We start from the raw sequence: 19,831 nt of genomic DNA on the forward strand, positions 1-19,831 counted from the left end.
AGGCAGACAAGGGAGAGTTCAACCATGAAGAAATCGCCGAAAGTCGTCATCACCTGTGCGGTCACCGGCTCGATCCACACGCCGACGATGAGCCCGTATCTGCCGATAACGCCGTCCGAGATCGTCGACGCCGCTGTCGGAGCAGCCGAAGCCGGGGCGTCGGTGATCCATCTGCATGCCCGCGATCCGGAGACCGGCAAGCCTACCCCTGATCCCAGGCTGTTTATGGATTTCCTGCCGCGCATCAAGCAGCAGACCGACGCCGTGATGAACATTTCCACCGGCGGCGGGCTGAAGATGACCCTCGAAGAGCGCCTTGAAGCGGCGCACGCTTCGAAGCCGGAACTCTGCTCGCTCAATATGGGATCTATGAATTTCGCCTTGCACCACATCGCGCCGAAATACACCGACTGGAAGTACGACTGGGAGAAGGGCTATCTGGAAGACACAAAGAAGGGCATCGTCTCCAACACGTTCGAGCAGATCGAGCGGATCATCGTCGAGGTCGGCCAGGCTTATGGCACGAAGTTCGAGTTCGAGTGCTACGATGTCAGTCACCTCTACACGCTTGCGCACTTTCTCGACCGCAAGCTGCTGAAGCCGCCGCTTTTCGTCCAGACGATCTTCGGGCTGCTGGGCGGTATCGGCGCCGACCCAGAAGACATGATGCACATGCGCAGGACGGCTGATCGGCTGTTCGGAGACGACTATCTCTGGTCGATCCTTGCCGCGGGCAAGCACCAGATAAATCTCTGCACGATGGGCGCGATCATGGGCGGCAATGTACGGGTCGGTTTGGAAGACAGCCTCTATGTCGGCAAGGGCACGCTCGCCAAGAGCAATGCCGAACAGGTGGCCAAGATAAAGCGCATTCTCAACGAGTTGTCGCTCGAAATCGCGACGCCCGACGAAGCCCGTCAACTGCTGGATCTCAAGGGCGCACATGAGGTCGGGTTTTGACGCCCCCCGGCATCGAAACCTATGTCGGCGTCGTGCATCCTTGGATGTGCGACGCGATGGGCCATCTCAACGTTCGTCATTATGTGGCGATGTTCGATGACGCCAGTTTCCAGTTGCTGGGCAGGATTGCCGATCCTCGTTTGACGCCGACCCTCGGCTGGGCGGATGTGAGGATGGAGATCGACTACGTGCATGAAACCGCGGTGGGAACTCTGGTCACCGTTCGCAGCGTTATAGAAAAGCTTGGGAAATCGTCGCTGACTTATCTGCATGAAATGCGCGGTACGCTGGACGGAGTCCTGCATGCGCGCATGCGCACCGTAACGGTGCGCTTCGATCTTCAAGCGCGGAGCAAGATCGAGATCGAAGGCGAGGCCCGGCAGGCGAGCGCGAAACTCCCGAGGGGTGAAGCCGGCAGCTTTGCGCCTCAAGTCGGTCGTTAAGACCAGCTTCGCCGTTTCCCGAAAGCCGACGTCATCGGACTACGCTGGCTTAAGATGACTGCGCCTCTAGACGGACGGCGGCGACAGGATGAAAAGCGCTTGCGCCTGCTTGGTGGCGGAACTGTTGCGGAAGGTGTGGAGGCGTCTTGGGTCGAAAGTCATGGCGTCGCCTTCGAGCAGGACGAACTCCTCGCCTTCGAGCAACACGGTCACGCTGCCCTCGACGACGAACACGAATTCCTCTTCCGAACGCCAGCTGTAGAGCTTGTCGCCGCCGGTGCCGCCCGGCGCCATGATCGACAGGATCGCCTGCGTCCGAACCGCGGATTTCGGGCTGAGCAGGAAGTCTAAAAGGTCGGTGCCGCCGAGCACCGCCGGAGTGCGCGCGTCAACGCGGACGACAGCCGTGTTGTCATGCTGGAACAGGCTGCCGATCGTAATTCCAAGAATGTCGCACAGGCGAACGAGCGTTGCCACCGAGGGCGAGGCCTTGTCGCGTTCGACTTCGCTGAGAAAACCCTTGCTGACTTCAACGCCATCCGCCACGGCCTGGAGGGTAAGGTCCAGTTCGCGCCGTCGATTGCGCAGGGCATCACCGATGCGGGCCGTGGACGGCCTCTGGGTGCCACTCGTCATGATTGCGCTCTCAGCATGTTCAATCCCATACCGTCAGCTCGGTCCGCCGTACAAGCCGGAATTTTATGTGTTCTGTATAGAACAACTTTGTTGACTTATACAGAATTCCCCACCAGCATCCAGATGAATTTCGAGGAGGCGGCGGTGCCATGAGGCGAGCCTTCCCCGCCAGCATACGGATGAAGGAGCGATGATGAGCCAAGACGATATTGCCGAAGCCAGGCGCAGTTCGCAGAGTTGGTACTGGTGGGGCATCGCGACGTTTTTCCGCTGCCCGGTAGCGGAGACTCCGGCCGATGTGGATATCGGCCTGGTCGGCGTGCCGCACAGCTCCGGAAACGGCTCGACGGAGCGCGACCAACATCTTGGCCCGCGCGCGGTCCGCAACGTGTCGGGCTACTATCGCCGCTCGCACGGGGTGCACGGCTTTTCGCCATGGGATGCCGCCAAGATCAGCGATCTTGGCGACGTTCCCCTGCCCGAGGCCATGAACAACGAGGCCTGTGTCCGCGACATCGAAGCCTTCTACGCCCGGCTCGACGCCGCCGGCACAAACCCGGTTTCCATCGGCGGCGATCACTCGATCACCGGGCCTATCATCAAGGCCATCGCCGGACCGGGCCGGCGCCTGTCGGGAGGCCAGCCCTGCTCGCTGATCCATTTCGACGCGCACACCGATTCCTACGACAACATGCCCCACTGGCTTGGCGCGAAGCGTTCGGCGGCGCACTGGGCGGCCTATACGGCAAAGGAAGGTGCGGTCGACCCGGAACGCAGCATCCAGATCGGCATGCGCGGTCATCCGGCGGCGGATATCCACACCGGCGGCGTTGGCGGCTCGAGTCGCGCTCTGGGCTATCGGGTTGTTACGATGGACGAGTTCGAACGCTTGGGCATAGAGCGCATGGTGGAGATGATCCGCGAGCGGGTTGGCGATCGCCCCGCCTACATCACCTTCGATCTCGACAGCCTCGACCCCTCCGTCGCTCCCGGGGTTTCGAACCTCGAGCCGGGCTTCGGCGGCCTGACCATCCGCGAGGCGACGCGCCTTCTGCAAGGATTGAAGGGGCTCAACATCATCGGTGGGGACGTCGTCTGCCTGATGCCGACCAAGGACAGCCCCAACCAGATCACGGCGCAGGTCGCCATGGTGATGATGTACGAACTGATCTGCCTGATCGCCGCAAAGAATGCCGAGACGCACTGACGCGTGGCCTTGGCCGCTACAGGAGCGCGCCGACGCCATCGGTGATGGCGTCGCGGCTCGCGGCTCCGGACTTTCGATGCCGGTTGCCGATGCGGTGGCGCCATTCTTTCGCTGTCTCCTGTTCTCTTAAATGAATTATGTTGACTATTGACGAACTTTCGGCAAGCGTTCCTTGAGGCCGCCAAGAGCCCAAACTAGAGGTGAACCATGAACCGCAAGATCCTTCTACTCATCGCCCTCGCGGCCGCCACGCCGGCGGCAGCACAGCCGCCGAGCTTCGCCGCCGACGGTAAACTGCAAGCCTGCGTCGATCCCACTTTCCCGCCGATGGAATTCATCAAGACGGCGGGCGAGGCTCCCGTTGGCGTCGACATCGACGTCATCAAGGCGCTGGCCGCGCACTGGAAGGTCGACGCCAGTATCACGACGATGGACTTCAGCGGCCTGCTTCCCGGCCTGGAATCGAAGCGCTGCGACATCGTCATCAGCGGCGCTTTGCTGAAACCCGAACGGCTGGAGAAGCTGAGCGGCGTGCCTTATCTGAAGACCGGCGTCGTCATGATCGGCAAGGCCGACGATGCGTCCGCCTACAAGAGCTATGAGGATTTCTCCGGCAAGACCATCTCCGTCCAGTCCGGCACTTCCTATATAGGCCTGCTGGACAAGGTGAACGAGGACCTGGCCAAGGCCGGCCGCGACAAGATCACCATGCAGACCTATCCCAAGCAGACCGATGCGATGCAACAGGTGGTGCTGGGTCGCGCGGTCGCGACGATCAGCCAGGACACCGAATTCGCCTACCGCGACTTGCAGCAGCCCGGTGAGTTGAAGATCGTCTACTCGGCCGGCGCGCAGGATCAGTACGCGGCCTATTTCCGCAAGGATGAGGCTGACGCGGCGGCGGTCGCCGCTACTGTCAAGGAGCTTGCCGCGAACGGCACCATGAAGACCATCGCCGAGACGTGGAAGCTTCCGATGTCGACCATCAGTGGCATCGGTCAGTAACGGCGCGATCGGCAGGGTTCCGTGAGCTTTGACTTTGGCTTGTTCTGGTCGACACTTTTTTCCGGGACGTTCTTCAGGGCGGCGCTGGTAGCGCTCGCCCTGACAATACTCGCGCATGCGGCGGCGATCCTCCTGTCGCTGCCGCTTGCCTTGGCGCTCAACGGGCAAAACAAGGTGCTGCGCTGGGGAGCGACGGCCTATATCGCTGTTTTCCGCGCACTGCCGGCGCTTCTGCTGCTGCTGTTCGTCTGGAACGGCCTGCCGCAAATATGGCCGATCTTCCGCGAGACCTGGTTTTCGCCCTTCATCGCGGCCCTCCTGGCGCTGACGCTGAACGAGGCCGCCTATCAGGTCGAGATCAACAGGGCGGCGCTCAGCGCCGTCGAAGAAGGGCAGTTTCAGGCCGGCGCCGCACTTGGCCTGCGCAAGCCGCAAGTGTTCTTCCTGATCGTCGTGCCGCAGGCGCTGCGCATCGCCCTGCCGCCGACCGTCAACGAGTTCATCACGCTGCTCAAGACCACGTCGCTGGCCTCGGTGATCTCATTGACGGAACTGATGGCGGTCACCCAGCAAAGCGTCGCCTCAACGTTCCGCTATGCCGAGTTCTACGCCGTCACCTCCCTCTACTACCTGGCGATGGTCTATGTACTGATGATCCTGCAGAAGCGGATCGAACGGCGCTTCGCCTGGGCCAAGCCCCACGCGGCCGGAAACGATACCGACAAAGTGCCCCATCACGCATGACGGGCACAAAACGGTGGGCCGCAGCGTGCGGCACGCCATTGACATCCATCGACGCGACGGCATGACGCTGCTCCGAAAGGGCGCCAGATGCCTGAGCCGCGCAGCAATTCAGGGGGACGCGTAATGTCAGGGGCTAGTTCAGAACAGATGCCGGAACAGGCTGATGTCGTCATCGTCGGCGGCGGCATTGCCGGATGTTCGGTCGCCTATCACCTCACCAAGCTTGGCATCACCGACGTCGTACTGTGCGAGCGCAAGCAGCTGACATGCGGCACGACATGGCATGCCGCCGGCCTGGTGACGCAGTTGCGGGCGACGCGACAGATGACGGAGCTGGCGAAATACACCGGCGAGCTGTTCGGCCGCCTCGAAGCCGAAACCGGACAGGCCACCGGCTTCATGCAGCGCGGCTCGCTGCGTGTCGCCAACACCGAGGCGCGCTTCGAGGAGCTGGCACGCGGCGCCTGGATGGGGCGCAATTTCGGCCTGCCGGTCGACATGGTCACGCCCGGCGAGATCAAGGAACGCTGGAGCCCGGTCAACATCGACGGCATCGTCGGCGGCTTCTGGTTCCCCAATGATGGACAGGTCAACCCCACCGACGTCACCATGGCCTATGTCAAGGGCGCGCGCACCGGTGGCGCCTGCATTCTCGAAAACACGCCGGTCACGAAAATCCTGGTCGAGAACGGCCGCGTTTGCGGCGTGGTCACCGACAAGGGCGAGATCCGCGCCGACAAGGTGGTGATATGCGGTGGCATGTGGTCGCGCGATCTCGCGGCACAGATCGGCGTGACGCTGCCGCTGCACGCCGCCGAGCATTTCTACATCGTCACCGAGACCATCCCCGGCCTGCCCGCCAATTTGCCGGTGCTTTTCCTGGGCGACGAGTGCTCCTACTACAAGGAAGACGCCGGTAAGCTGCTGCTCGGCTGCTTCGAGCCGGTGGCCAAGCCGTGGGGCCATAACGGCATCTCGCCCGATTTCTGCTTCGACAGCCTGCCCGAGGACTTCGAGCATTTCGAACCGATCCTCGAAATGGCAACCAGGCGGGTGCCGCTGCTGGCGGATGTCGGCATCAAACTGTTCTTCAACGGACCGGAAAGCTTTACGCCGGATGACCGCTATCTGCTGGGCGAGACGGCTGAGGTCTCCGGCCTGTTCTGCGCCACCGGCTTCAATTCCGTCGGCATCCTCTCCTCGGGCGGCGTCGGCAAGGCGCTGTCGGAATGGATCCGCGACGGGCGCCCACCGGTCGATCTCGCCGATGTCGACGTGCGCCGCACCATGTCGTTCCAGTCGAACAAGAAATATCTCTACGACCGCACCACCGAAACGCTTGGCCTTTTGTTCGACATGCACTGGCCATACCGCCAGTTCGCCACGGCGCGCCACATCCGCAAGAGCCCGTTCCACGACCGCCTGATGGCGGCGGGTGCCTGCATGACCGAGGCCGCCGCCTACGAACGCCCTGGCTTCTTCGCTTTGCCCGGCATGAAGGCCGAGATCGACTATTCCTACGGCCGCCAGAACTGGTTCGGCGCCTGCGGCGAGGAAAGCCGCAACACGGCTGACAACGTTACGCTGTTCGACCATTCCTGCTTCGTGAAATACTGGATCGAGGGGCGTGACGCCTGCGCGGTGCTCAACCGCATCTGTGCCAACAATGTCGACGTACCCGCCGGCCGCGTCGTCTACACGCAATGGCTGAACGAGCTAGGCGGCATCGAAGCCGATGTCACGGTCACCCGCATCTCCGAAACCGCCTACATGGTCGTGACCATCGCCGTGTCGCAGCGGCGCGACCTGGCCTGGCTCAAGCGCCATATCCCGGCGGACGCGCATGTCTTCGTGCAGGATGTCACCTCCGGCCTGCCCATGCTGGCGCTGATGGGGCCGAAATCGCGCGATCTCCTGCGCGCCGTCTCGCCCGATGACTTCTCGGAGGCGGCGTTTCCCTTCGGCACCAGCCGCGAGATCGACCTTGGCTATGCGCGGGTGCGCGCCAGCCGGCTGACCTTCGTCGGCGAGCTTGGCTGGGAGCTCTACATGCCCGCCGAGTTCGCCGCCCATGTCTTCGACAAGCTGGCCGAGGCGGGCGCCGATTTCGGCCTGCGCCAAGGCGGCTACTTCGCCATCAATTCGCTGCGCATGGAGAAAGGTTACCGCCACTGGGGTCACGACATCGGCGAGGAAGACAGCCCGCTGCAGGCAGGGCTTGGCTTTGCCGTGGCGTTCGACAAGCCAGGCGGCTTCATCGGCCGTGATGCGCTGTTGCTGCAGAAGGAGGCGGGCAAGCCGCGCCGCCGCTTGGTGCAGTTGCGGCTGCAGGCCGAAGATGCGCCTCTCCTCTATCATCACGAACCGATCTGGCGCGGCGGCAAGATCGTCGGTTCGGTCACCTCCGGCGCCTACGGCCACCGCATCGGCGCCTCGCTCGGCATGGGCTATGTCGAATGCGAGGGCGGTGTCGACGATGCCTGGCTGGCAGCCGCCCCTCTGGAGATCGAAATCGCCTGGAAGCGATACAAGGCCATTGCGCAGCTCAAGCCGTGGTACGATCCGAAGGGGGAACGCCTGAGACCGTGACAGAACCTCCTTTTGGATCAGTCGGAGGCCCTAAGTCCCAGCCACGCTGAAGGTCCGCTTCGGCTTCCGCTGATGCCTGAAGCTACCAGTCCGCTTTCGGCCCAGTCGTGACCGAGCATGGGCTGTCTGATTGAGACTTCTGCCTCGGCCAGCTAGCCGCCGGCACAAAATCAGCATCGTCGGCCTATAATGTCATCAAGAGCTTCGATCCTTGAAGCGGTTCCAGAGATGCATGCGGTTCGCGACCTGCACGGCGACCGGATGGAACGGAACCGGTTTCATGTTGGTGACCGGCAAAGGCATCTGCTCGTCCCGGCGCCGGCCTGCCGCCCAGCGGCCGATTTCCTGGCCAAGAGACATTGCCAATGCCACGCCGCGGCCGGAATAGACGCCGCCAAACACGAGGCCGGGTGCCAGGCGATAGAGGCGAGGTCTGCGATCAGGCACCACGGCAAAGGTGCCATGCCAGTATTCCACGATCGGCGGTTCGCCGCCGAATGCGCGAAAAGCCTTGCCCAGCATGCTCGAGACCTTGGCGCGACCGCGGTCGGCCTCGTCAAACCACAATGTATGCGTGCCGCCGCTCACCAGCCGGCCGTCGACGTCGTAGTGGAAATAGCGGATGTCGTTGCGCATGTCGGACACCGCGGGGTTGCCGACAAGGATCTGGGTGCGCAGGCCTTCCGGCAGCGGGTTTGTCGCGGCCTGGAAGACCTTGAACGGCATCAGTGTCTTCTTCAGCCCAGCCCAGAGGTCGCCGGTAAGCGCATTCGTGGCAAGCACCACTTCTGGCGCCGTGACGCTTCCCGTTGCGGTGAAGACGCGCCAGCCGCCTTCCACCTTCTCGATGCGAGACGCCGCGGCGTTCTCGAAGATGGTCACGCCTTCGCGCTCAAGGGCGCCGGCAAGGCCAATGGTCATGGCGAACGGATTGATGTGGCCGGAATTGTGCACCATCCAGCCGCCGAGATAGGGGCTGCCGATGCGCGCGCTGGCTTCGGCCCGGTCAAGCCAGGAGACATTGGCGCCGAAGGCTTTCCACTCTTCGTAGAACTGGTGCGCGCGGGCAAGCGTGGTGTCGGTGTGAGCGGGCTGGATCCAGCCTTCCTGAACCTGGTGGGCGTCTATGTTGAAGCGCTGCATCAGGCCGAAGGCTACGCCGGCCGCATCCGCAACCATGCGATTGTAGCGCTCACCGATCGTCTTGCCGTAGACCGCCTCGAACTCCGCCGGCGAGGCCTTGGAATGGTGGGAGATGACAAGGCCGTTGTTGCGGCCCGACGCTGCCGATCCGATCTCGTTGCTCTCAAGCAGGATGACATTGACGCCGCTGTCGCGCGCGCCGAGTGCCGCGGCCATGCCGGTGAAGCCGCCGCCGACCACCAGCACGTCCGTCTTCAGGTCGCCTTGCGGTGCCGGTGCGGCCGGGCGCCTGTTCGCGGTCTTGCGCCACAGATGCGGCGTCTTCCAGTCGACCTCAAACATGAAGGACGTCCTCGCTGGCGCCGCCGAGATAGTGTTCCCTCAGGGCCGAATGCGCGGCCATTTCCTGCGCCGGGCCATGCAGCTTCACCTTGCCGGTGTTGAGCAGGTAGGCGTAGTCGCCGCATTCAAGCGCCAGCTGAACGTTCTGCTCGACGAGCAGGATCGAAATGCCGTGGCGCGACAGGTCGAGGATGATGCGGAAGATCTGGTGGACGATCTTCGGGGCAAGGCCGAGAGACGGCTCGTCGAGCATCAGAAGCTTCGGCTCGGCCATAAGCGCGCGCCCGATCGCCAGCATCTGCTGCTGGCCGCCGGACATGCGGCTTGCCATGCCGTTGCGCCGTTCCTTGAGCACAGGAAACAGCTCGAACACCTCGGCGCGCAATGCCTCGAAACTCTTCCCGCCGCGACCGATATGGGCCGCGACCAAGTTTTCCTCCACCGTCAGGCGCTGGAAGATCTGGCGGCCTTCCGGGCAGTGGGTGATGCCGAGACGCACGACCTGTTCGGGGCGCATCCCGGTGATGTCGCGGCCCTCGAACGCGATGCTGCCTGCGGTGGGCCGCGCCACGCCGGAAACGGAATTGAGCAGCGTCGTCTTGCCGGCGCCGTTCGGACCCAGGATGACGACGATCTCGTGCGGATCGACGTCAATGCTGATGCCCTCAAGAACGCCGACGCGCCCGTATCCCGAGCTGAGCCCGGCGATTCTGAGCAGCGGCCCGGATGTCGTCGATGTCATTGGCGGTTCCCAGATAGGCGAGTTGGACGTCGGTGCTTGCCTGCACTTCGGCGGGCGTGCCCCGGAAGAGCAGTTTCCCATGATGCATGACGATGATGCTGTCGCAGAGTGTCATGACGAGATCCATGTCGTGCTCGACGACGATCATGATCCGGTCGGGCGAACGCAACGCGGTGAGTTTTGCCGTCAGTTCCGCCGTCTCGTGGTGGTTCAATCCGGCGGCGGGCTCGTCGAGCAGCAGGACGCGCGGATTGGCGACCAAGGCGCGGGCGATCTCCAGCATGCGTTGTCGGCCATAGGGCAGGCCCCCGGCATCGACGTCGGCGTAGCCCTGAAGGTCAAAAAACCGCAGGATTTCCATGCATTTCTCACGCCGGCGCCGGCGCTGGGCGTTGGCATAGGGTGGCCAGATCACTTCCCTCCAGGCGGCCGCAACCTCGGCGGGATAGAAACAGACTTCAAGGTTCTCGATCGCCGACATCTGGTCGAAGAGGCGGATGTTCTGATAGGTGCGGGCAATTCCCGAATTGGCGATCTGGTATTTCTTGAGTTTGTCGAGACGCTTGCCGTCGAGCGTGATCGAGCCCGACGACACTGTGTAGGAACCAGCCGTCATGTTGATCAGCGTCGACTTGCCGGCGCCGTTCGGTCCGATCACGCCGTGGATTATGCCGGGAGCGAAGTCGGTCGACACGCCGTCGATGGCGACGACCTCGCCATACACCTTGCGAAGGCTCTGAAAGACCAGCGTCATTTTCCGAAAAGCCCTCGGATCAGTTTCTCCGGCCCGAAGCTGCGCGGCACGATGCCGGCCGGGCGCGCGATGATCAGCGAGATCATCAAAAGACCGAGGAAGAGGATGCGCCATTCGGCGAATTCGCGCAGCAGCTCCGGCAGCAGGATCAGGATTGCCGCGCCGGCGACGATGCCGAAGATGTTGCCGATGCCGCCGACCACGATCATCAGCACGATCAGCACCGATTCCTGCAGCGTGAAGCTTTCCGGGCTGACGAAACGCTGCGATGCGGCGAAGATCGCGCCGGCTATGGAACCGATCGTGGCCGAGGTGGCGAAAGCGGCAAGCTTGGCATTGGTGGTGTTGATGCCGATGCCGCGCGCGGCATCCTGGTCCTCGCGGATCGCCGCCCACGCCTTGCCGAGGATGGAGCGCTCGAGCCGCCAGACCACGGTGCCGACGATGAGCACGGTGATCAGCAGCAGCCAGAAGAAGTCGATCGGCCGGGCAATCTGTATGCCGAGGATCGACGCCTTGTCCAGCCGGGCAATGCCTTGCGGCCCTCCGGTCAGCCAGTCGAGATTGTTGATGATGATGCGGATGATCTCGCCGAAGCCAAGTGTGACGATGGCCAGATAGTCGCCGCGCAATCGCAACACCGGAATGCCGAGCAATATGCCGGTGACCGCACCCAGGCAGGCGGCGACGAGCAGGATGAGCAGGAACGGCATATGCAGGCCGAGCTGCGGGCTTGCCAGCAGCCCATAGCTGTAGGCGCCGACCGCGTAGAAGGCGACGAAGCCGAGATCCAGCAGCCCGGTATAGCCGATCACGATGTTCAGGCCGATGCCGAGCAGGATGTAGATCAGCAGGCTGTTGAGGACACGGACATGGTAGTTGGGCAGGAAGGGCGTGGCCATGATCAGCGCGATCGCGATGGCGAAGACGAGCCAGGAGATGGTCCGGTTCGCACGCGGCCGGGCCGCGGCGAGAGTGTCGGCGGCGGCCATCAGAATTCCCTCTTGTACACGATGCTTTCCTCGGAGACGGCCTCGCCGAGTATACCGGCAGGACGGACCAGAAGCACGAGTATGAGGATCGCAAAGGCGAGAACGTCGCGATACTCGGTGCCGAGCACGCCGTTTGTGACAATGGGCAGCAGCGCGGTTCCCCACACTTCGATAAAAGCCAGGATGAAGGCGCCGAGCATGGCGCCGGGGATTGAACCGATGCCGCCGAGGATGGCCGCGGTGAAGGCCTTCAGCCCGATGACGGCGCCCATGCTGGGCGACATGATGCCATAGTAACTGGAATAGAGGATGCCGCCGGCAGCGCCGAGAAGCGGCCCGACGAAGAACACCATGGAGATGGCGCCGTTGACGTTGATGCCAAGCAGCTGTGCGGTCGGTCGGCTTTCCGATACGGCGCGCACGATGATGCCGATACGGCTCCGGTTGACTAGGACATGCAGGCCGAACATCAGCACGAAGGCGGCGATCAGGATGCCGATCTGCATCAAGGTGATGGTGCCGCCCATCACCTGATATCGGACGACGGGGAAGAAGCTGGGAAAGGCGACTGGCTGTGGGCCGGCCAGGATCTGCACCCCGGTGACGAGCGACAATGAGACGCCGAGCGAGGACAGCATCGGCGCGAGCCGGGTGGAGCTTCTCAGCGGTTTGTAGGCGACCCTTTCGATGCCGACTCCAATGAGGCCGACGAGGAAGATCGCCACGAGAAAGGCCGCGGTAAGCGCCAGCGCGCCCGACATCCCGACATCGCCGACCAGCAGGCTGAGCGCCAGAAACGCTACATAGGCGCCGAGCATGAACATCTCGCCATGGGCGAAGTTGATCATGCGCAACACGCCGTAGACCATGGTGTAGCCGAGCGCGATCAGGGCGTAGATCGAGCCGATGGTCAGGGCATTTACCGTTTGTTGGATAAGATTTCCCAGCATGGGCCGGCGTCCTGTGCCTGCAACCCCATGGACCGGTCGAACCGGGAAGGGGAATGGTCGACGTGGCCGCCCGTACTTGCGGCAGGCACGCCCGTCAACAGGTGAAGGAGCCGCTTCGCGCGTAGCGATGCGGCTCCGGCGGTCTGGCTGCTATTTCGAACCGACGAGATGGAAGCCCGTTCCCTCCACCTTGTAGAGGTAGGATGGGGCGACTTTGAGTTCGCCGGTTTCGTCGAATTCCAGCTCGCCGACGACGGTCTTCGCCTTAACTGCATGCAATGCCGCGTTGAGGTCCTCACGCGTGAGGCCTTTCGTCGTTTTCAGCACCTGTTCCAAAATCTGGCCCTGTACATAGCCGTAGATCGAATACGGGCCGGCTTCCTCACCATATTTCGCCTTGTAGAGTTTGGCGAAATCGGCGATCTCGGGGGAGGCATCCATCGGCGGCACCTGGATCGCGACAAGCGTGCCCTGGACATTGGCTTCGCCGGCCTGTTTGATGAGGTCCGGCGTGTAGCCGCCGTCCGGCACCATTAGCACGGCGGCGATACCTTGCTCGTGCATCTGCTTGGCAAACAGCGCAAGCTGCGGCATGACGGCGCCGAGATAGATCGCATCGGGCTTCTTGGACTTGATCTGGGCCAGCACAGCGGTGAAGTCCACGTCGGATGGCGCCACGGCAATGGTATCGAGGACCTTGCCGCCGCCGGTTTCGAAGTTCTTGGCGAAGATTTCGGAAATGCCCTGGCCGAAGACCTGCTTGTCGTTGACGATCACGGCAGTCTTGGCGCCGAGCTTGCCCAGCGCATATTCGGCTGGCAACAATGCGCCGGCCAGATCGTTGGCCACCGGGCGCACCATGAACTTGTAGCCCTGCTTGGTGAGAGACGGATTGGAGCCGAAGGTCATGGTCGGCAGCGTGCAGTCTTCATAGATTGGCAGCGTCGACTGGGCGACGCCGGAATTGAAGTTCACCAGGCCAAGCACGACCTTGTCATTGTCGCAGAATTTCTGGGCGACGAGCGTTCCCTCGCGCGGGTCGGCCTTGTCGTCCTGCTGGTCATAGGCAATGGTGACGCCATTGACGCCGCCATCGGCGTTCAGCCTGTCGACGTAGAGCTTGAAGCCATTGTGCCAGGTGCTGCCGAAATAGGCCTGCGCGCCCGAGAGCGGCGCGGACATTCCGACGGTAATCTGCTCGGCCATGGCCGGCGCTGCAAAAAGCGAGGCGCCGAGAAGAAGTGTGGCGATAGATTTTTTCATCATGGTTCCCCTTAGCTGCTGACTACGACAGGGGAGGCCGTTGCGGTCTTCTTCCCCGTGTAAGCCCATCGAAGCAGACAAAGGGATCGTCGTCAAGAAAGTGTCGACACTATTGCGTTCAATTTTGTGCTCAGATATCGATTATGCGTCGCGAGCCCTTCGGCGACGCTTCAGCTCGGCGCCATTGTCGGGCGCGAAAACCTTGAGCAAGGCGTCCTTGAGCGCTTGCTGCGTGGCGGAGACGGTCATTTCGATATGTTCGCGCAACAGTTTCGCGCCGTTCTCGGCATCGCGCTTGACGGCAGCCTCGACGATGGCCGAATGGGAGGTGATCTGCGCCTTGTCATGCGAAGGATGTTCGATCTGGATGCGGCGGATGAAGCGGATGCGTGCATTGATGGAGCTGAGCTGGCCGACAAGTTCCGGATTTCCGGAGAGTTCGGCGATGAGCAGATGGAAGCCTTCGTCCTCGGCCAGGATGACATCCGGCGGCTGGTCCGGGTAGGCGTCGACGATCGCTTCCCAGTAGCTCCGCAGCCGGTCGATTTCGCTGTCGTCGGCGCGCTCGCACATCAGCTTGAAAGCAGCGCACTCGATGATCGAGCGGAACTCGTAGAGATCGAGCAGGCCCTCGGTGCTGAGGCTTCTGACGAAAAAGCCTCGATTGGGCGTGAGCGAAACGAAACCCTCGGAGGCGAGCCGGTTCAGCGCCTCGCGGATCGGTGTGCGCGAAAGGCCAAGGCCGCGCGAAAGCTGGACCTCGTTGATGCGCTCTCCGGGCTTCAGCTTGAATTCGACCAGGAGCTTGCGGATGGTGTTGTAGGCGCGTTCGCTGCTATCGGCAGCGCGGCGCGTCTCCGCTTCAGCGGCAAGGGACGGGTCGCTATCGGCACTGGTCTCGGCTCGTTCGGTCACGTCGGTTCTCATCTGATTTGTATGCAGGCTGTGTCGACACTTTGTAGAGCCGCCTTTCTTTCCCAACTTCGTGTGAATGGCAAGCAGCAGGTTCAAATCCGGGGGACAACAATGATTGTAGGCATTCTTGGGGTCGGGCATCTGGCGACGTCCATGCTGGCTGGGTTCTTGCGTTCCGGGCTTGATCCCGCGGCGATCGTGCTGTCGCCGCGGGGCAAGGCGGCGGCGCTCTCCGCCCGGCACGGTTTTCGGCTGGCAATCGACAATCGCGATCTCGTCGAACAGTCCGATGTCGTCATTGTTGCGGTGCGGCCCGTGCATGCGCCGGATGCGGTCGCTGGCCTGCCGTGGCGCACGGACCAAACAATGGTTTCGGTTTGCGCCGGCGTAGCGCTATCGCGGTTTGCTGTCGCGCCTGCGCGCGCGGTGCGCGCCATGCCGTTCACGGCTTCCGAAATCTGTGCCAGTCCGACGATCTATTTCCCCGACCTTGAGCAGGCGCGGGCGGTCCTCGACTGGCTTGGCCCCTCGATCGCTCTGGCCAGCGAAACGGACTTCGAGTTGGCGACGGTCAATGCCGCCATCTATGGCTGGGTGCAGGATCTGATCCGCAGGACGACTGAATGGTCGAGCGCGCGAGGTCTCGATCCGGCAATTGGCCGCCGGCTGACGGCGATGACGTTCGTGGCCGCCGGGCGGCTGATTGAGGAGAAAGACCAGCCGATGCATCAGATGCTCGAGGAGCTGGTGACACCGGGCGGCATCACCGAGCGGGGTCTGCAGGTGCTTTCGGCGCGCGGAGTGCCTGCGGCCTGGGAGGAGGCCTGCACGGCCGTGCTCGACAAATTGACCGAGCCGGACTGAGGCGCGGCGTCGCTGACGCCACGCATGCTCATCGTTGCGGCGCGGGCGGATAGGTATGGCCGCCGGGCGCCTGTTCGCTCGGCGCGACGGTCAGTTCGCTGATGTCGACATGATCCGGCATCCGCAGCGCGGTAGCAAGCACGGCGGCAATGTCGGCCGGGCCGAGCGGCCGCTGTTGCGAGTACATGCGCTTGCGCAAGCCCTCGCGGTCGCCGTCGAAGGCCTTCAGATAGAAATCCGTTTCCACACGGCCCGGGGCGATCTCGGTCAGCCGCACGCCGGTGCCCGCGAGATCATAGCGCAGGATGCGACCGGCCTGGGAAAGGCCGGCCTTGGCCGCACCGTAGGTCGTCGTGCCGGGAAAAACGCCGCTGGCTGCCGTGCTGGTCAGGTTGAAGATGTGGCCACGCTTGCGCGCGATCATGCCCGGCAGCAACATGCGGATGAGCTGCAAGGGTGCGGTGAGGTTCAGCGCCACCACCTCGGCTGTTTCCTCCGCGCTCTGTTCGTGCAGGGGGCGCACGGTCGCCAAACCGCCGGCATTGTTGACCAGGACATCGATTTCCGCCGCACCGAGCGCAGAAGCGATCGCCTCGTTGTCGCGCACATCGGCGACAAGCGGTTTCACGCGTGGCCCGAGCCTCTCCTGCAGGACCTGTAGCGCGCCACGGCTGCGCGCCAGCGCATGGACGGTCAATCCTTCCGCGATCAGGCTCTCGACGATCGCTGCGCCGATGCCTTTCGAGGCGCCGGTGACGAGGGCGGTGCGATAGGTCATGGCCATTCTCCGTGACGATTAGAGTGCACCGTGTGCGGCCACTGTTTTCAAAATGCCGACCAGGCCAGGCTCGCGCGCGGCCTTCAGATCCTCGTGGCTGCGCCCGCCTACCGCCGCATTTGTCGAAGCTGTGATCGAGCGGATGGTCTCGCTGTCAAGCTTTGCGTCGAGCAGCGTGTCCCAGATCGCCTGATAGGTCGGGCCATATTTGCGCAGGAAGTCCTCGATGCCATCGGCGTTGAGGCTGTTGGAGATGAACGAACCTTGCAGGGTCCATTTCGCGCCCGGCCCATACATGAAGGCACGATCCACGTCCTCGACCGAGGCGACGCCGTCTCGCACCAGAGCGATCGCCTCGCGCCACATGGCGCCCATCAGGCGCAAGGCGATATGGCCGGTCACCTCCCGGTTGAGCGTTACCGGCTTCTTGCCGATGGCTTCATAGATGGCGCGTGCGCGGGCGATCGCTTGTGGATCCGATGTCTTGCCGCCGACGATCTCGACCAGCGGCATCAGATGCGCTGGATTGAAGGGATGGCCGAGCACGACGCGGCCGGGCAGGCGGCACTCGCCCTGCATGTCGGACACCAGCAGGGCCGAGGAGGAGGAGGCGATGACGATCTCGTCACCGACATGATCTTCGATCTCGGCGAGCAGCCGGCGCTTGAGGGCCAGGTCTTCCGGACCGTTCTCCTGCACGAAATCGACGCCTTGGAGCGTCTCGGCGAGCGTCGGAAAAAGATGGATCTCGCCGGGCGAGGGCGAGGATCCCTTCAACGCGTCTAGGTCGGCCATGAGTGCAGGCAGCACCTCGTTGAAAGCCGCTTCGCGCCGCTCTGTCGGGTCGAACACGCGCACCGCGTGGCCGGCATGGGCAAAGCAAGCCGTCCAGCGCTGCCCGATGACGCCGAAACCGACAATGCCGATGGTCAGTTTTTCCATCATCCGGCCCTCCTGCCGTCAAGCGCAGCGCGGAAGGCCTCGTTGAGGTCGTTCCACGGGATGAGAAGATCGATCCAAGCGCCAACCCGCCCGGTAGCCAGGATCGCCTCGTCCATCAGCGCACCGAGCGGATAGTTGCCGTCCATCGCCGCCTTGAGCCGGAAAAGCAGGGCAGGCGTTTCCTCCATGTGGCAGAAATCGCGTAGCCGGGTCGCGGTCTTGTCGAGCGCGATTGCTGCCGCCTGGCGCAGCACCAATTCGTCCTTCCGGCCGCGCTCGGCGCGGATCCACCAGAGGAATTCGTGCAGCACCCGCGCTTCTGATTCCGCGGTGAAGACAGGCCCTGCCGGGTGCATGATGGCGCGTGACGCGGTGACCCGGCTGATGTCGGCGGGACAGAACACCCACAGCGCCTTGCGAGCGGCAATGATATCCTGTGGCAGCGACGATGGCGGCGAAGGCTCGGACACGCCGCCATCCGACCGGACAAGCGTGCCTTCCAGGATGCGGCGGCCCTGGTCCTGTTTCAGTGTCGCGGCAAGTTCGGCAATGCCTTCCACCGGCGCGTCGAGATGGCCGAGAACGGTGATCTCGGCATTCTCCGCCTGAAGCGGCGCGAAGGTGATTTCGAGGAACTGCCGCACCGGCCAGTAGATGAATGCGCCGGCGGTCGCGGAAAGCACATGCGTAGCACCCTCGATATCCTCGACGAAGGGAGCATGCCAATAGATATGGCTGCCGGCGATCTTCGGCGTGTGCAGCTGCAGACGCATCGGCAAGGCCGAAAGCAGCGCGCGGCGCGTGCGCTCGGCATCGCCAGTCAGGCGCAGCGGCCAGCTGCGCCCCTCGGTCGAGAAAGTCAGGTCCATCTTATTTTCCCGGATTGAAGAACGAGACGGGTTTGAGGATCTGGTTGCGCATGTCGAGCAGATAGTCGGTCTCGATCACCTTGCGCCGGTAGGCCTGCCATTCCGGGTCTGCCTCCATGCGGTCGCGCCGCTCCTCCCGGTCGGCAAGGCTTTCATATCTCCACAGATGCACGGTGCGCGAGAGGTCGCCGATATGCGTCTGGAAGAAGCCGAAGGGCTCGCCCAGATAATGCCGCTGCATCGGCAGGCCGACGTCCTCGTAGAGTTTGAGGAAATGCGACAGCTTGTTGGGGCGGGCGGTGTAGGTGCGATGGTCGAAGATCATATCGGCACTCCTTCTGACATTCTGTCGTGGCGCCCTTGACGCGGGCGTGATGGTCTTGCCGGCTCAGCCGGCACTTCGCACCGTATCGGCGATGAGCCGGGCGGTGAGCGCCGGTGCCTCGATCTGCGGTACATGGCCAACGCCATCGAGAAGATGAACGGCAGTGAAGCCCGGCGCGCGGGCCGCATGGGCGACCGGGATGACGCGATCGAGCCTGCCCCAGATGAGCCGCGTCGGGACGGCGAGTTCGCCAAGCGCGCCCGCGAGATCGAAACCCTGCGTGCCGTCCGGGAACAGGCTTTCGGCCATCGCAGTGAGCGCGTCGCGATTGCCGGTCTTTTCCAGCTGTCTGAGTGCGGCCTGCGCATAACCGACCGGCAGGGCCGAGGGGTCGCCGACCATGACCGCCAGCCATCGCTCAAGCGCCGGGACGGTTGTTGCGCGGGCGAGCCCGGCAAGGAAGCCCGCATTGATCTCGGGGCCGAGCCCGCCAGGGGCAAGGAGTGTGACAGAGCGTACCGTAAAACGGCCCAGTCGTGCGAGCGCCAGAGCCGCCGCGCCGCCGAGCGAATGGCCGACGAGATGGGCATTGCCGACGCCCATCCCCTCCAGCCGGTCGGAGAGGAGGAAGGCGATCTCCTCGATGATGCTTGCAGGTCTTGCCGCTTCCGTACCATGGCCGGGCAAGTCGAGGCTGATCGTCTCGATCCCCGGCCCGAGCAACGGGACAACCTGCCGCCACACGGAGCGATCCGCCCCGAAGCCGTGGATGAGGACCACCGGCACCGTCTGCCGGGCCGGCGCGGCGACAGGCGATGCCTGGACTGCGGCTGGCGCCCGCTGGCCTGCACCGTCCTGTTCGTTCGTGCGAGCGGCAAGGGTGGCATCGATGTCGCGCTTCTTGATCCGTCCGCGCGGCCCGCTTCCCGAAATGGCGGCAAGGTCGAGCCCGGCCGCGGCGGCAAGGCGCCGGGCAAGCGGGCTGGCGATCGGGCGGCTGCCAGGCTGCCGGATGGAGGAAGAGGCTTCGTCAGCCACAAGCTCGCGCGGATTGGCTGCCGCGGCGGCTGCTGTCGCCGGCCCGACCGAGGCTGGCTGGCCAGCCATCGGCTTCGCGTCCGCGATCGTGCCGAGCACGGCGCCCACCGGCGCTTCCTGTCCCTCGGCGAAGAAGATTTCGGCCAGCCAGCCGTCGCGGTCGGCTTCGATTTCGGTCGCGGCCTTGGCCGTCTCGACGGTGACGACCAGATCGCCGGCCTTGACCGGATCGCCTGGCTTCACCGCCCAGGCGATCACCAGCACGGCTTCCATGTATTCGCCGCCGGCGCTGTCGATGCTGATCGGATGGGTCGCCATCGCCGCCGCCTC

The 19,831-nt window shown here is 63.6% G+C and carries 20 protein-coding genes; 7 read left to right on the plus strand and 13 right to left on the minus strand.

The genetic code is table 11. The features are described 5' to 3' along the window. Positions 1-24 precede the first annotated feature (24 nt). Together EOC83_RS20810 and EOC83_RS20815 are read left to right on the plus strand one after the other, a co-directional pair. Positions 25-960, plus strand: coding sequence for a 3-keto-5-aminohexanoate cleavage protein (locus EOC83_RS20810; protein ID WP_063168755.1), 936 nt, complete (start codon positions 25-27; stop codon positions 958-960). Next, the gene (locus EOC83_RS20815; RefSeq protein ID WP_164745900.1) at positions 957-1,403 is read left to right on the plus strand and encodes an acyl-CoA thioesterase; all 447 of its coding nucleotides are present in this window, start codon (positions 957-959) and stop codon (positions 1,401-1,403) included. The genes EOC83_RS20810 and EOC83_RS20815 overlap by 4 nt, the downstream gene beginning before the upstream one ends. A gap of 66 nt (positions 1,404-1,469) precedes the next feature. On the opposite strand, the gene EOC83_RS20820 is transcribed toward EOC83_RS20815, so the two are convergent. Then, positions 1,470-2,039: a cupin domain-containing protein gene (locus tag EOC83_RS20820; protein ID WP_063168754.1), complete on the minus strand. Its 570-nt coding sequence runs from the start codon at positions 2,037-2,039 to the stop codon at positions 1,470-1,472. Between the two features lie 193 nt (positions 2,040-2,232). Between EOC83_RS20820 and EOC83_RS20825 the strand changes: the two genes are divergently transcribed. The 4 genes from EOC83_RS20825 (at position 2,233) to EOC83_RS20840 (ending at position 7,584) form a co-directional block, all read left to right on the plus strand. Next, a complete protein-coding gene (locus tag EOC83_RS20825; RefSeq protein ID WP_063170311.1) occupies positions 2,233-3,246 on the plus strand; it encodes an arginase family protein in 1,014 nt (337 codons plus the stop codon). A 207-nt stretch (positions 3,247-3,453) separates the two neighbouring features. Beyond that, positions 3,454-4,251 carry a transporter substrate-binding domain-containing protein gene (locus tag EOC83_RS20830; RefSeq protein WP_063168753.1) on the plus strand — a complete coding sequence of 266 codons (798 nt, stop codon included), beginning with the start codon at positions 3,454-3,456 and terminating at the stop codon, positions 4,249-4,251. A gap of 21 nt (positions 4,252-4,272) precedes the next feature. Further along, positions 4,273-4,995 (plus strand): amino acid ABC transporter permease, encoded by a 723-nt coding sequence (locus EOC83_RS20835; RefSeq protein WP_063168752.1) that lies wholly within the window; start codon positions 4,273-4,275, stop codon positions 4,993-4,995. Positions 4,996-5,142: 147 nt separating this feature from the next. After that, positions 5,143-7,584 carry an FAD-dependent oxidoreductase gene (locus EOC83_RS20840; protein ID WP_063168751.1) on the plus strand — a complete coding sequence of 814 codons (2,442 nt, stop codon included), beginning with the start codon at positions 5,143-5,145 and terminating at the stop codon, positions 7,582-7,584. 195 nt (positions 7,585-7,779) lie between these two features. Here the strand turns inward: EOC83_RS20840 and EOC83_RS20845 are convergent, their stop codons facing one another. From EOC83_RS20845 to EOC83_RS20875, 7 genes are all read right to left on the minus strand, one after another. Beyond that, on the minus strand, positions 7,780-9,069 hold the full coding sequence (locus tag EOC83_RS20845; protein WP_063168750.1) for an FAD-dependent oxidoreductase: 1,290 nt from the start codon (positions 9,067-9,069) through the stop codon (positions 7,780-7,782). Continuing rightward, positions 9,062-9,811: an ABC transporter ATP-binding protein gene (locus EOC83_RS20850; RefSeq protein ID WP_063168749.1), complete on the minus strand. Its 750-nt coding sequence runs from the start codon at positions 9,809-9,811 to the stop codon at positions 9,062-9,064. Before EOC83_RS20850 ends, EOC83_RS20845 begins: the two co-directional genes overlap by 8 nt. After that, a complete protein-coding gene (locus EOC83_RS20855; RefSeq protein ID WP_063168748.1) occupies positions 9,735-10,565 on the minus strand; it encodes an ABC transporter ATP-binding protein in 831 nt (276 codons plus the stop codon). The genes EOC83_RS20850 and EOC83_RS20855 overlap by 77 nt, the downstream gene beginning before the upstream one ends. After that, a complete protein-coding gene (locus EOC83_RS20860; RefSeq protein ID WP_024504006.1) occupies positions 10,562-11,557 on the minus strand; it encodes a hypothetical protein in 996 nt (331 codons plus the stop codon). Before EOC83_RS20860 ends, EOC83_RS20855 begins: the two co-directional genes overlap by 4 nt. Continuing rightward, entirely contained in the window at positions 11,557-12,507 is a 951-nt protein-coding gene (locus tag EOC83_RS20865) for a branched-chain amino acid ABC transporter permease (protein ID WP_224620706.1), read from the minus strand. The genes EOC83_RS20860 and EOC83_RS20865 overlap by 1 nt, the downstream gene beginning before the upstream one ends. 150 nt (positions 12,508-12,657) lie before the next feature. Then, on the minus strand, positions 12,658-13,770 hold the full coding sequence (locus EOC83_RS20870) for a branched-chain amino acid ABC transporter substrate-binding protein (protein WP_063168747.1): 1,113 nt from the start codon (positions 13,768-13,770) through the stop codon (positions 12,658-12,660). A gap of 141 nt (positions 13,771-13,911) precedes the next feature. After that, positions 13,912-14,685 (minus strand): GntR family transcriptional regulator, encoded by a 774-nt coding sequence (locus tag EOC83_RS20875; RefSeq protein ID WP_063168746.1) that lies wholly within the window; start codon positions 14,683-14,685, stop codon positions 13,912-13,914. A 111-nt stretch (positions 14,686-14,796) separates the two neighbouring features. Between EOC83_RS20875 and EOC83_RS20880 the strand changes: the two genes are divergently transcribed. After that, on the plus strand, positions 14,797-15,549 hold the full coding sequence (locus tag EOC83_RS20880) for an NAD(P)-binding domain-containing protein (protein WP_063168745.1): 753 nt from the start codon (positions 14,797-14,799) through the stop codon (positions 15,547-15,549). Positions 15,550-15,577: 28 nt separating this feature from the next. Here the strand turns inward: EOC83_RS20880 and EOC83_RS20885 are convergent, their stop codons facing one another. The 5 genes from EOC83_RS20885 to EOC83_RS20905 form a co-directional block, all read right to left on the minus strand. Then, positions 15,578-16,327, minus strand: coding sequence for an SDR family oxidoreductase (locus tag EOC83_RS20885; RefSeq protein ID WP_063168744.1), 750 nt, complete (start codon positions 16,325-16,327; stop codon positions 15,578-15,580). An 18-nt stretch (positions 16,328-16,345) separates the two neighbouring features. Next, on the minus strand, positions 16,346-17,272 hold the full coding sequence (locus tag EOC83_RS20890; protein ID WP_063168743.1) for a 3-hydroxyacyl-CoA dehydrogenase NAD-binding domain-containing protein: 927 nt from the start codon (positions 17,270-17,272) through the stop codon (positions 16,346-16,348). Then, positions 17,269-18,138: a hypothetical protein gene (locus EOC83_RS20895; protein ID WP_063168742.1), complete on the minus strand. Its 870-nt coding sequence runs from the start codon at positions 18,136-18,138 to the stop codon at positions 17,269-17,271. The genes EOC83_RS20890 and EOC83_RS20895 overlap by 4 nt, the downstream gene beginning before the upstream one ends. Position 18,139: 1 nt before the next feature. Continuing rightward, on the minus strand, positions 18,140-18,463 hold the full coding sequence (locus EOC83_RS20900) for an NIPSNAP family protein (protein ID WP_063168741.1): 324 nt from the start codon (positions 18,461-18,463) through the stop codon (positions 18,140-18,142). A gap of 63 nt (positions 18,464-18,526) precedes the next feature. Beyond that, positions 18,527-19,819, minus strand: coding sequence for an alpha/beta fold hydrolase (locus EOC83_RS20905; protein WP_127224187.1), 1,293 nt, complete (start codon positions 19,817-19,819; stop codon positions 18,527-18,529). Positions 19,820-19,831 lie beyond the last annotated feature (12 nt).

This window comes from Mesorhizobium sp. Primo-A, from assembly GCF_003997175.1.
In the GTDB taxonomy this organism is placed as follows: domain Bacteria; phylum Pseudomonadota; class Alphaproteobacteria; order Rhizobiales; family Rhizobiaceae; genus Mesorhizobium; species Mesorhizobium ciceri.